This is a genomic window from Thiothrix fructosivorans, assembly GCF_017349355.1.
Lineage (GTDB): Bacteria > Pseudomonadota > Gammaproteobacteria > Thiotrichales > Thiotrichaceae > Thiothrix > Thiothrix fructosivorans.
Window position 1 is genome coordinate 1,201,802 of sequence record NZ_JAFMPM010000008.1, and the last position, 12,351, is coordinate 1,214,152.

General features: G+C 50.9%; 9 protein-coding genes. 6 read left to right on the forward strand and 3 right to left on the reverse strand.

From position 1 onward, the window contains the following. Positions 1–13: 13 nt before the first annotated feature. The 3 genes from J1836_RS20060 to J1836_RS20070 form a co-directional block, all read right to left on the reverse strand. On the reverse strand, positions 14–2,488 hold the full coding sequence (locus J1836_RS20060) for a cellulase family glycosylhydrolase (protein ID WP_207252913.1): 2,475 nt from the start codon (positions 2,486–2,488) through the stop codon (positions 14–16). Positions 2,489–2,638: 150 nt separating this feature from the next. Beyond that, complete coding sequence (gene creD / locus J1836_RS20065) at positions 2,639–4,015, reverse strand: cell envelope integrity protein CreD (protein WP_207252914.1); 1,377 nt, start codon at positions 4,013–4,015, stop codon at positions 2,639–2,641. A 73-nt stretch (positions 4,016–4,088) separates the two neighbouring features. Continuing rightward, positions 4,089–4,619, reverse strand: a complete 531-nt coding sequence (locus tag J1836_RS20070) for an SCP2 sterol-binding domain-containing protein (protein ID WP_207252915.1) — start codon at positions 4,617–4,619, stop codon at positions 4,089–4,091. A 286-nt stretch (positions 4,620–4,905) separates the two neighbouring features. Between J1836_RS20070 and J1836_RS20075 the strand changes: the two genes are divergently transcribed. The 6 genes from J1836_RS20075 (at position 4,906) to nadD (ending at position 12,348) form a co-directional block, all read left to right on the forward strand. After that, positions 4,906–6,834, forward strand: coding sequence for a PrkA family serine protein kinase (locus tag J1836_RS20075; RefSeq protein ID WP_207252916.1), 1,929 nt, complete (start codon positions 4,906–4,908; stop codon positions 6,832–6,834). A gap of 26 nt (positions 6,835–6,860) precedes the next feature. Beyond that, the gene (locus J1836_RS20080; RefSeq protein ID WP_207252917.1) at positions 6,861–8,150 is read left to right on the forward strand and encodes a YeaH/YhbH family protein; all 1,290 of its coding nucleotides are present in this window, start codon (positions 6,861–6,863) and stop codon (positions 8,148–8,150) included. Next, on the forward strand, positions 8,150–9,676 hold the full coding sequence (locus J1836_RS20085; protein WP_207252918.1) for a SpoVR family protein: 1,527 nt from the start codon (positions 8,150–8,152) through the stop codon (positions 9,674–9,676). Before J1836_RS20080 ends, J1836_RS20085 begins: the two co-directional genes overlap by 1 nt. 66 nt (positions 9,677–9,742) lie before the next feature. Beyond that, the gene (locus J1836_RS20090; protein ID WP_207252919.1) at positions 9,743–10,327 is read left to right on the forward strand and encodes an ANTAR domain-containing response regulator; all 585 of its coding nucleotides are present in this window, start codon (positions 9,743–9,745) and stop codon (positions 10,325–10,327) included. Further along, the gene (locus tag J1836_RS20095) at positions 10,327–11,508 is read left to right on the forward strand and encodes a CmpA/NrtA family ABC transporter substrate-binding protein (RefSeq protein ID WP_207252920.1); all 1,182 of its coding nucleotides are present in this window, start codon (positions 10,327–10,329) and stop codon (positions 11,506–11,508) included. The genes J1836_RS20090 and J1836_RS20095 overlap by 1 nt, the downstream gene beginning before the upstream one ends. A gap of 219 nt (positions 11,509–11,727) precedes the next feature. Then, on the forward strand, positions 11,728–12,348 hold the full coding sequence (gene nadD, locus J1836_RS20100; RefSeq protein WP_207252921.1) for a nicotinate-nucleotide adenylyltransferase: 621 nt from the start codon (positions 11,728–11,730) through the stop codon (positions 12,346–12,348). The last annotated feature ends 3 nt before the right edge of the window (positions 12,349–12,351 follow it).

Sequence of the window (12,351 nt, forward strand, 5' to 3'; positions counted from 1 at the left end):
CGAACCTCTGTTGCTAACGTGTGGTACTTTTAAACGTACCTTTGATGCCCCCGATGGTCAACGTTGTGGTTACCGCGCTGGCGCTTTTGCTGGCAGAGGTGTGGCGTACTTTCACCGTATTGCCTTGCACGACCGTTTTGGCTGTGCTTATGTATGCTCCTCCGTTGATGCTATAAGACGCACCCGTGCCAGTAATACTGATAGTGGCTGCTGCATTGATACCGCTGACGGTAATGGCATTAGATTCAACGACGGTTGCAGGCGCAACACCCGTGAGTGCGGTAAAGCTAAAGGCGGCTGGCGTTGTATCTTTAGCAGCCGTAGTGCTTTTAAACGTGCCTTTAACTCCGCCGATGGTCAGTGTCGTGGTCACACTGGCGGAATAGCTGGCTGATGCGGTATGGCGTACTACTACGGTATCACCTTGTTTCACTGTTCCAGCCGTACTGGTGAAAGTTGCACCGTTGATGCTGTACAAGCTGCCAGCACTGACACTGATAGCAGTGGCAGTATCAATGCCCGTCACTGTGATGGATGCAGAATCCACGGGCTTGCTGGGTGATACTCCCGTTTGGGTGGCGAAACTGAACGCATTAGGCGTCGTGTCTTGTGTGATGCTGGTGAAGTAGCCGACCGCCCCGCCGATAATCACCTTGGTGGATACCTTGGTGGCATAGTTGGCGGAAGAGGTGTGTTTTATTTTTACCGTATCGCCGTTTTTGATTTTTCCGGCAGTGCTGGTGTATACCCCGCCATTAATACTGTAAGTGCCGCTGTAGATATTGATGGGGACCTGTTTATCAATCCCACCGATAGTGATGGGGAGCGATTCTACTGCCGTGGAGCGTAATACCGCCGTTTTGGGGGGGAAATTGGGTGTAGTTGGGTAGCTGTCTGTCCCCGATGTGATGGGTACATTGTTGAGTGCCTGTATCATTACTTTCATTGGCACATTGATGGTAGTGCTTTCTCCCGGATAGGTCTGCCAACCACTGTACAAACCGAAACGGTTTTCGTGGTAGGCAAACATGTGGCGATTGATGCCATAATAGTCCATTGCCGCCGACAGGTCAGTCATCCACTGTTCAGCCCCTAAGTTCTTTTCCCCCGCATATTTCTGGTGGACAACACCGTATTCACCGCTGTTGAGCGGGTAGGGGAACGTGTCGGTGCTGGCATCATAAAAGGCGTCAAATTCATTGGCTAATGCTGATTTGAACGCTGCAACACTCCCTGCGTAAGGGGTTGTGCCTGTATCGGAACTGGCAAACGTATCGTAAAAATGAACATCGTATACCATGTTGTCGAACGGCAACGGGTACATTTTTCCTGATACGCCTAAATCATTGGGATGATAAGACGGTTGGATGTAAACCAGATGGTTGGGGTCAACGGCTCGGATTTTATTGATTAGTGTCGGAGCGTAAGCAAACCAGTTGGCCGTGTATGGCTCGTTAAGCAAGTCATAACCGAGTACGGTGGTTTCATTGCGGTAACGTTGGGCAATCGCAACCCATAGGTCTTCCAAGCGCTTTTGGGTTGTGGCGGTCAATCCAAGCTGGTTGGGAAGTTGCGCCCCACCGGGTGGTTCATGCATATCCAATAACAGGCGTAGGTTATGCTTTTTTGCCCACTGGATATTGCGGTCTAGCCATGCCCAACCTTCATCCTTGTACACGCCGGGGTTGGCATTATCCTCAAAGACCACGAAAGACATCATGAGTCGGACAGTGTTGAAACCCAATGCCGCAATGTCTTGGAAGGATTGCTCGTCATAATTTTTCCAACCAAAATTGTCGATAGCATTTTCAGCACCCGCGATGTCGTTGCCGTAATTGTAGGCTTCCACATTAATGCCTCGGACGTTGAGCGGCGTTTTAGCCGTACCCACGACCAGTCGGTTGCCATCAGCCTGCACCAATTGTGCGTAATCCAGCGTTGTTGGCGGTTGGTAGCCAATTTCGGTAGTGGTCAATGGACGTACAAATACGTCATCAAGGTAGGTGGGGATATTAGCACCGCCACTGATACACAGTTTGAGGTTATCAGTCGGAGCAACATTGGCAAGGTAAGCACCAAACAAGCGTGTCCAACGGTCAGGGTAAGCTTTGCTGGTAGCGCTGTAACCATCCAGATAGACAGGTGCAGCGCCGTTTTTGATCAGTCCCATGCGTAAGTCGGCTGATGTTGTGCCGCTACCAAGGCGGGTACGCGCTCCAAATTCATAGAGCTTTCCCTTTTGGAAAGCGGCACTATTCAGGGTGTAAAGCGCCCCGTTAATACAATAGGTATTTGCCGACAACAGTTTCAGCCCGCTTTGCCCACTAAAAGCAGCAGCGGTATTCAATGTCAAGATTGAGCCACCTGCCCCAGACCACAATAGGCTGCCAGATTCAAACCCCCCGTCCGTTATTAAATTCGTCCCTGCCAGAGCACCTTGTACCGCTAATGTTAGCGGTAAGGTATAAAACCATGTCTTATGCTTCATAAGGGAAATTTCCTCGCATTAATCTTGCTTGTGTAGAGTCATTAGCAATGACCATCGCTCTATTGCTTTGGCACAGGTAATGCGCACAATGATCACATGAATAATATGTTTATATATTGATCATTGTCAAAATTTATCAAGAAGCATGGGTTAATCCGTCTGCTTCAAATGCCGCGTGACAAACATCATAATGACCGTTGCCAGCAGCAATAAACCCACTCCGACCACCAGCGCGTAATCCTCCATCTGCAACAACAAATACAGCAACCCGTACAGCGTCGCCAGCAGCAAAAACAGCAAGACAGTGCGTCGTGCATTGCGCAGGACAATGCCCATGTAGGCGGTAATGCCGATAACCGTGGTTGTCGCTGCCGCGATATAGGCGTACATAAAACCGATGTGTTCCGCCAACGCCAACAAAATCAGGTAAAACAAAGATAAAGCGATGCCCACGATACTGTATTGCAACACATGCAGCCGCCGTTTCAGGCTCATTTCAAACGCCAAAAAGACCACAAACGTCAGCGCAATAAACAATGCACCGTATTTCACCGCACGAGCAATTTGCACATACAAGGCGGCAGGTTCATACAAGCTCACTCCCGCACTGACACTGTGCAAGTTGTAAGCCTCTTCTTGCTTGTCTTCCAGCACCCAATATTGTGGGTAACTGCGCACCAGATGCGGGATTGCCCATTCTGCATGAAAACCTTCTTCGCCCACGTCGTATTTATCCGGCAATAATTCGCCTTGGAAACTGGGGTGAGTCCACGCCGAGGTCATCAAAATCTTGGTATTTTCACCGAGCGGCGCAAAGAACAGCCCCTCGCTGCCGCGCACGCTCAAGGTGAGTTTGAATTCATTGCTGGGGTTGCTGTCGGCATTGACGCTCAACGGTACGTGAAAGCCGGTGGGCAGCAACTTGTTTAAGCGTGTGCCGGGAGCTAGATCAATGCGCCCGTCATTCCAGAAAAAGCTGGAGGCGTTATCAATGGCGCGGGTGTCGTCCAAGCCAATCGCGATAAAGGCTTTGCTCCACAAAATGCGCCGTTCACCTTCGGCGGCTTGGGTGAGCTGTTCATGGTTAAATGTGCCGGTAATGCTGATATTGGCGGTGTAAACCAGTGCATCGTGTACGCCGCGCTGACGGTGTTCTTCTTTTAAATCGCTGCGGATTTCTAGATTTTCCGGCAATAAAATCGCGGTGCGGTCATTGAAGACGTCGTTGCTCACGACGCTGTTTTCACCATTTTCATCGACGGTGGTATCCACTGTGGTGAAATGCTCGACATACGGTACGACCAGCACAGGACCCGTTAGCGTCTGCTTTTTGCCCCACGTATGCGCAATATTCTGGATAGCTGTTTGGTAATTGCTGCTCCGTTCTTGCACGACGCGTTCGGCAATGAATAGCGGAATCAGCATCAACAACCCTAGCAACAGGATCACGAAGGTGCGGAAACCAATGGACTGCGGCAAGCTGCGCAAGCGGTAGGTGGGAATAGGGGGGGGGAGCTGCTCCGACATGTTTCGTATCCTAGTATTGACGGGGCAGATAATAGCATGAAACGGGGTGTAGGCTTACACCCCGTCGGGTTTGTTACTTCGCCTTACACTCCGTTTTTGTGCCAGCGACTTTGCCGGTGAGTTGCAGGAAGTGTTCAAACGGTCCCATGACTTTCATGGCTTCGATTTTCGGACCGGTGAATTTGAGCTTGCCGGTGCTCATCGCACCCATTGCCCCACAACCGAACTTGCCTTCGCCCATGCAGATCCAATCGGCATCGGTCGCGTGCATCAAATAATCGTAGCTGGCATCCATGGCTTTGCCATCGGGTGCGCCGCCGTAACTACAGGTGGCTTTGTCGCCTTCTAGGGTGATGTTGAGCTGTACTTTGGTGCTTTCGCCGCAAGCGGTGCGATACATCTGCACCAACTTGTAGCCCCGTTTATTGTCGTTTTTGATCCAAGAGTAGCCATCGGCATCCATCAGACCGCTGGTCAGATTGCTATCCGCATTCCACGCGGCACAGGCTTGTTTTGCCCAAGCCGCATCCATGAATTCAGCCGCGTGGACAGGGGCAGTCAGCAGCAGCGTCAGGCAGGATGCCAGTGTGATCTGTTTCAACATGTTAAAACTCCTCCTCATTTTGTGGTGTCCGTAGCATTGGCTGAGGCAATAGTTATGATTGGTTCAGCCACGAGCATGGTATAGCAGATCATTCCGTTTGTCTGCTATTTACACTTTTTCGGGAATCTGTGGTCTAAAGTTAGGAGCACAACAGGATTCAACATTAGACGGTTTATAGTCACTTGGCATTTGACTTGCAAACTGTCACTATCAGATGAAGATGATCGTCTGGATATACAACACCGGGCAGTGAACTGCCCTCGTATTTACCGTCAAGGGGTACATCATGAGTAGCATTTTCAATCACTATCAGTCTCGATACGAAGCCTTAAAAGAAGAAGAGTATTCGCTACAGGAGTACTTGGACATTTGCAAGCGCGACCGCATGGCTTACGCCACTGCCGCTGAACGCATGTTGTACGCTATCGGTGAAGCCGAGCTGGTTGACACTTCCCGCGACCCGCGCATGAGCCGGATGTTTTCCAATAAAGTCATCCGTCGCTACCCCGCCTTCGCCGAATTTTACGGCATGGAAGAGTGCATTGAGCAAATTGTGTCGTTCTTCCGCCACGCTGCGCAAGGCTTGGAAGAAAGCAAGCAAGTGCTCTATTTATTAGGTCCAGTCGGGGGCGGTAAATCGTCGCTGGCGGAACGCCTCAAAGCCTTGATCGAGAAAGCGCCGATTTACAGCATTAAAGGCTCGCCTATCAACGAATCGCCATTAGGCTTGTTCACGGTGGAGGAAGATGGCGCGATTCTGGAAGAAGATTTCGGCATTGCCCCACGTTACCTGAAAACCATTATGTCGCCGTGGGCAGTGAAACGCTTGCACGAATACGGCGGCGACATTACGCGCTTTCGTGTGGTAAAACGTTACCCGTCACGCCTCAACCAAATCGCCGTTTCCAAAACCGAACCGGGCGATGAAAATAACCAAGACATTTCCTCCTTGGTGGGTAAGGTCGACATCCGCAAGCTGGAAGATTTCCCGCAAAATGATACGGACGCGTACAGCTATTCCGGCGGCTTGTGCTTATCAAACCAAGGTTTGATGGAATTCGTGGAAATGTTCAAAGCGCCAATCAAGGTACTGCATCCCTTGTTGACCGCGACGCAAGAAGGCAACTTCAATGGCACGGAAAGCATCGGCGCAATCCCGTTCAGCGGGGTGATTCTGGCGCATTCCAACGAATCCGAATGGCAAACCTTCAAGAACAATCGCAATAACGAAGCCTTTATTGACCGCGTGTCGATTGTGAAAGTGCCGTATTGCTTGCGTGTCACCGAAGAGATCAAGATTTACGACAAGCTGCTGTTTAACAGTTCCTTGGCAGCGTCGCCGTGTGCGCCGGATACGTTGAAAATGTTGGCACAATTCATTGTGTTGTCGCGTTTAAAAGAGCCGGAAAATTCCAGTCTGTTCTCGAAAATGCGTATCTACGACGGCGAAAACCTCAAGGATATTGACCCGAAAGCCAAAACCATTCAGGAATACCAAGACACCGCTGGCGTGGATGAGGGCATGAATGGCTTGTCTACTCGTTTCGCCTTCAAGATTCTCTCGAAAGTGTTCAACTACGATGCCACCGAAGTTGCGGCAGACCCTGTGCATTTGATGTACGTGTTGGAACGCCAGATTGAGAAAGAGCAATTCCAACGCGAACTGCAAGACCGTTATATTCGCTTCATCAAGGAATACCTTGCACCGCGTTACGTGGATTTCATTGGCAAGGAAATTCAAACTGCTTACCTCGAATCCTATTCCGAATACGGGCAGAATTTGTTTGACCGCTACGTCACTTATGCGGATTTCTGGATTCAAGATCAGGAATTCCGTGACCCTGAAACGGGTGAGTTTTTGGATCGGTCGGCATTGAATGCGGATTTGGAAAAAATCGAGAAGCCAGCGGGTATCAGCAATCCGAAAGATTTTCGGAATGAAATCGTTAACTTCGTGCTGCGGGCGCGTGCCAACAATAACAATGGGCGCAATCCGGCGTGGACGAGCTACGAAAAGTTGCGCCGTGTGATTGAGATGAAAATGTTCTCTAGCACTGAAGACTTGCTGCCAGTCATTTCTTACGGCGCAAAATCCTCAGCGGATGAGCAGCGCAAGCATGACAATTTCGTGGAACGCATGATGAAACGGGGCTACACCGAGAAGCAAGTGCGCTTGCTGGCGGAATGGTATCTGCGGGTACGTAAATCGCAATAATCGGTGATAACCCTAAGGAGTGCCGTATGGCTTACATCGTTGACCGTCGACTGAACAGTAAAAATAAGAGTTTAGTGAATCGGGAACGTTTCTTGAAGCGTTACCAGAAACAGATTCGCCGCGCCGTGTCGGATGCTGTCAGCCGCCGTACTATCACGGATATGGAGCAGGGGGAGAGTATTACGATCCCCCGTCGCGATATTTCCGAGCCGGGGTTTCATCACGGGCAGGGCGGCAAGCGCGACATCGTACATCCGGGTAATAAAGAATTTGTTACGGGTGAACGTATCCCGCGTCCTCCGAATGGTGGGGGCGGCGGGAGTGGTTCGGGCAAAGCCTCCGGTGATGGCGAGGGCATGGAAGACTTCGTGTTTCAAATCTCGCAAGAGGAATTCCTCGAATACCTGTTTGAAGATTTGGCACTGCCCAATATGGTCAAGCGGCAGTTGTTAAGCACGGACTCGTTTGAGTATCACCGTGCAGGGGTGAGCGAGGTCGGCAACCCGGCACAAATCAACGTCATGCGCTCCATGCGCAGTGCGCAAGGGCGGCGGATTGCTTTGCGCGGTAAAGAACGCCGTCGCCGCCGCGAAATTTTGGCAGCGTTGGAAGCGCTCAATCAAGGTGTTGATAGCCCCGATATTGCCGAGCAACGTGCGTTACTGAAAGCCGAATTGACGCAACTCAATGTGAAAATTCACGCGATTCCGTGGCTGGACGATTTCGACTTGAAGTACAACCTCAAGGTGAAAATACCGAAACCATCCCCGAAAGCGGTGATGTTTTGCGTGATGGACGTGTCTGGTTCGATGACGCAGGATATTAAGGATACCGCCAAGCGTTTCTTTTTCTTGCTGTATCTATTCTTGAAAAAGAATTACGAGAAAATTGAAGTGGTATTTATCCGCCACCATACCCAAGCGCAGGAAGTGGATGAAAACACGTTCTTTTATGCACGGGAAACCGGCGGTACGGTAGTGTCCAGCGCGTTACATCTGATGGGGGACATTATTGAAGAACGTTATTCGCCTAGCCAGTGGAATATTTACGTGGCGCAAGCCTCCGACGGTGATAACTGGCATGAAGATAACCAACGTTGTCACGATGCCTTGATCAATACGGTGTTGCCGTTTGTGCAGTATTACACCTATATCGAAATCGGTGACCGTGACCCGCAAGGCTTGTGGTATCTGTACGAGCATTTGCAACGCGATTTTCTGGATCGGTTTGCGATTCAGCGCGTCCGCAATAATGCTGAAATTTACCCAGTATTCCGCGAGTTGTTCAAACGTCACGCGGGTGGGGAGGTGAACTAATGAGCGAGCATGATGCTGAAAAACGCTACATTTCGACCAGTTCGGAATGGACGTTTGAGACTATCGAAGCCTATGAGCGCGAAATTGCCCGTATTGCCCGTGATAAATTCAAGCTGGATACTTACCCGAACCAGATTGAAATGATCCGTTCCGATCAGATGATGGATGCGTATGCGTCGATTGGGATGCCAGTGTTTTACAGCCACTGGTCGTATGGCAAGCATTTCGTCCATGTCGAGCAGAATTACAGTCGGGGGCGCATGGGGCTGGCGTATGAAATCGTCATCAATTCCAATCCGTGCATTGCCTATTTGATGGAAGAAAATACCATGACGATGCAGGTGCTGGTGATTGCGCACGCGTGTTATGGGCACAATTCGTTCTTCAAGGGTAACTACTTGTTCCGCACTTGGACGGACGCAGAAGCGATCATTGATTACTTGCTGTTTGCCAAAAAGTACATCAGTCAGTGCGAAGAACGCTATGGCGTGGAACAGGTAGAAATGTTGCTGGATTCGTGCCATGCCCTGAAAGATTACGGGGTGGATCGTTACAAACGCCCTGCACCGATTTCAGCAGCGGAAGAACAAAATCGCCAAAAAGAACGTGAATTGTATATCCAGCAACACTTGAATGATTTATGGCGTACCTTGCCGCACCGAGGGCGCGAGCGTGATGAAGATAAAGTAGCACGACATTTCCCCGCCGACCCGCAAGAGAACTTACTGTATTTTATCGAGAAAAACTCGCCATCGTTGGAAACGTGGCAGCGTGAAATCATTCGTATTGTGCGGAAGGTGTCGCAATATTTCTACCCACAACGCCAGACGCAGGTGATGAATGAGGGCTGGGCAACCTTCTGGCATTACACCATTCTCAACGAGATGTATGACGAGGGGTTGGTGAACGAAGGTTTTATGCTGGAGTTTCTGAGTTCCCACACCAGCGTAGTAATGCAGCCCGGTTTTGATAGCCCGTATTACAGTGGGATTAACCCGTATGCGTTGGGTTTTGCAATGATGAGCGATATTAAGCGCATTTGCGAACACCCAACGGCGGAGGATAAGCAGTGGTTTCCCGACATTGCGGGCAGCGATTGGCTGACGACGTTAGATCAGGTCATGCGTAATTACCGTGATGAGAGTTTCATCCTGCAATTTTTATCACCGAAAGTAATTCGCGATTTCCATTTTTTCGCCTTGGAAGACGATGACCGCAAGAACACCATTGATGTGACCGCGATTCATAACGATGAAGGCTATCGGCGCGTGCGCGAAAAGCTCTCGCAGCAGTACAACCTTAGCCAGCAAGAGCCGGATATTCAAATCTATAACGTGAATGTGCGCGGGGATCGTTCGTTGACATTGCAGCATGTGTTGAATGAGCGTCGCCCGCTGAGTGGTGAGGTGAACGAAATGCTGCGTCATGTGTATCGCTTGTGGGGCTATGATGTACATCTGCATTCAGTTGAGACGGAAGGGCGGACGGTGCGTAGTTACCATTTGGTGAGTGAATTCCAGCACTAGTGCAACTTGGGGCTGGCATGTTATTTGCACGACTTTGGGGCATAACCCTTATTCCTCAAGGTACACATGTACAAACTTATGTTGGTCGATAACGACTCCGAGCGCACCGACAGCCTCGAATCCGCCCTTGCGGCTATTGGTTACGCGCCCATTATCCGCGTTGGGCAGCACGACAACCTGCTGAATGCTGTCCGCACGCACCAGCCCGACATTATTCTCATTGACATGCAAAGCCCTGACCGCGACACGCTTGAATCGCTGCGCAATGTCAGCCGCGAAACCCCCAAGCCCATCGTGTTTTTTGCCGAACAAAGCGACCTTGAAACTACCCGTGCCGCCATCAGTGCTGGTGTCAGCGCCTACATCGTCGATGATTTGCCGAATAAGCGCTTGAAATCGGTGCTAGAAGTGGCGATTGCCCGCTTCCAAGACCACCAAAAGCTCAAAGAAGAACTCGAAGACTACAAATCGCGCTTGCAAGACCGCAAAGACGTGGACAAAGCCAAAGGTATCCTCATGCAGCACCGCAACCTGACGGAAGAAGAGGCATACCAACTCCTGCGCAAAATGGCGATGGATCGCAATATGAAAATCGGTGAAGCTTCTCGCAATTTCGTTGCCGCAATGGCATTGTTAGGAGGGAAATTCTGATGAAACAAGACCTACGCATCGGCTTTTTGCCTCTCACCGATTGCGCCGTATTAGTAACGGCGTTGGAGCGCGGCTTCTTTGAAAAATATGGCTTACATGTCACCCTGCAACGCGAAGTGTCATGGGCAAATATCCGCGACCGTGTGGCGTTTGGCGAACTGGATGCCGCGCATATGCTTGCCCCCATGCCCTTGGCGGCAACCTTGGGCATCGACGGTTTGGGGATTCCCATGCAAGCTGCGTTCAGCCTTGGTCTGAATGGCAGTGCCATTACTGTCGCCAGTCCGTTGATGGAAGCCATTCGGGAACATTACCCGCAAGAACTATGCACCGCGCCAGTGCGGGCGCATGGTCTCAAACGTTTTTTAAGTGCGCAAGCCCCGCGCAAATTGGTATTCGGTTGCGTCTACCCTTTTTCGCAGCACCACTACCTATTGCAAGCTTGGTTACAAGACGGTGGTCTGGTGTTGGGGCAGGATGTGGAAATCCGCGTCATACCCCCGCCGCAAATGGTTGAGTCCTTGGCGCAAGGTGACATTGATGGCTATTGCGCGGGCGAACCGTGGAATCAGCAAGCGGTCAGCCGAGGCATTGGGCAGGTTGCCGTCACCAGTTACGATTTGTGGAACAATGGCCCCGAAAAAGTGCTGGGCGTAACCCAAGCGTGGGCGGAAGCCAACCCTGAAACGCATCAAGCCTTGCTGTGTGCCTTGCTCGAAGCCGCGCAATGGTTGGATGAGCCACACAACCGCGTGCGTATTGCCGAACTACTGACCCGACCGGAATATTTGGATGTGCCGCTCGCTTTGATCCAACCGCCGTTGTTGGGGCGTTATCGTTACGCGCCGGATGAGCCGGAACGCTTATTGCCCGATTTCAATGTGTTTGCACGGTATGCTGCTAATTTCCCGTGGCATTCGCATGGTGCGTACTTTTTGGCACACATGCACGCAACAGGGCAGTTGACGACGTTGCCTGTTGACCCTGCGGCATTATTGGCGAAGGTGTATTGCACCCATTTGTACCGCTTGGCTGCCGAAACCCTGAGCTTGCCCTACCCAACGGTGGATTATTTGCCATCGACACATTGCCTCGCGCCGTGGGTATTACGTGATGCCAGTCAGCCGATAGCGATGGGGAATAGTTATGTGGCGTTGGAATCGCTCAAGTCGCTTGATTAGTGTTTATCAGAAATCGCGTAAAACCCCGTCGTTCATGGCGGGAATGTAAGCGTCTTCGGCATTCTCTTTTTTTGCTATACTCATTCCCATGAATGTTACCCCACACAGCTTGAAAACCCTCAAAGTCCGCATCAGGGACATTTGGTGTTGGAAGGTGAATTCGGGCTATTGCCCATTGAAATCAAATACAAACTCAATATTCCGTTTAGGTATGTGTAAATGATCGGCATCCTCGGCGGCACATTCGACCCCATCCACCACGCGCACCTCCGCACTGCGCTAGAAGTTGCAGAACACTTCGGCATTACCGACATGCGCCTTATCCCCGGCAACGTCCCACCGCACCGCCCGCAACCGCTTGCCACTCCCGCCCAGCGTTTCGCCATGTTGCAAGCTGCCATCGCTGCCGAACCGCGTTTGCACGCCGATGATCGCGAACTACGCCGCGCAGGGCAATCCTACAGCTTCGACACATTACAAACCTTTCGTGCTGAAAGTGGCGACGAATGCCCACTCCTGTTCACCCTCGGCTTCGATGCCTTCCAGCATTTTCAGCGTTGGCACCGTTGGGATGAAATTTTAACCCTCACACATCTGGTCGTGGTGCAGCGTCCAGCGTATAGTCTGCCCCCTAACGCGTGGTATGAACCTTACCTCAGCACAAACCCCGACGATTTACGCACCACACCCGCAGGCAGGATTTACCTATTACCCGTCACCGCATTGGATATTTCCGCTACACAGGTGCGCGGGCTATTGAAACAGGGTAAAAACCCCCGATATTTGTTACCAGACAGCGTTCTGGACTATATTCAACGACATCAACTTTACTGTGAATAATTA

Bases quoted from the DNA above. Each gene is read 5' to 3' on its own strand.
- J1836_RS20075 (WP_207252916.1), top strand. From the start codon at position 4,906: ATGAGTAGCATTTTCAATCACTATCAGTCTCGATACGAAGCCTTAAAA.
- J1836_RS20080 (WP_207252917.1), top strand. From the start codon at position 6,861: ATGGCTTACATCGTTGACCGTCGACTGAACAGTAAAAATAAGAGTTTA.
- J1836_RS20095 (WP_207252920.1), top strand. From the start codon at position 10,327: ATGAAACAAGACCTACGCATCGGCTTTTTGCCTCTCACCGATTGCGCC.
- J1836_RS20070 (WP_207252915.1), bottom strand. From the start codon at position 4,619: ATGTTGAAACAGATCACACTGGCATCCTGCCTGACGCTGCTGCTGACT.
- nadD (WP_207252921.1), top strand. From the start codon at position 11,728: ATGATCGGCATCCTCGGCGGCACATTCGACCCCATCCACCACGCGCAC.
- creD (WP_207252914.1), bottom strand. From the start codon at position 4,015: ATGTCGGAGCAGCTCCCCCCCCCTATTCCCACCTACCGCTTGCGCAGC.
- J1836_RS20085 (WP_207252918.1), top strand. From the start codon at position 8,150: ATGAGCGAGCATGATGCTGAAAAACGCTACATTTCGACCAGTTCGGAA.
- J1836_RS20090 (WP_207252919.1), top strand. From the start codon at position 9,743: ATGTACAAACTTATGTTGGTCGATAACGACTCCGAGCGCACCGACAGC.
- J1836_RS20060 (WP_207252913.1), bottom strand. From the start codon at position 2,488: ATGAAGCATAAGACATGGTTTTATACCTTACCGCTAACATTAGCGGTA.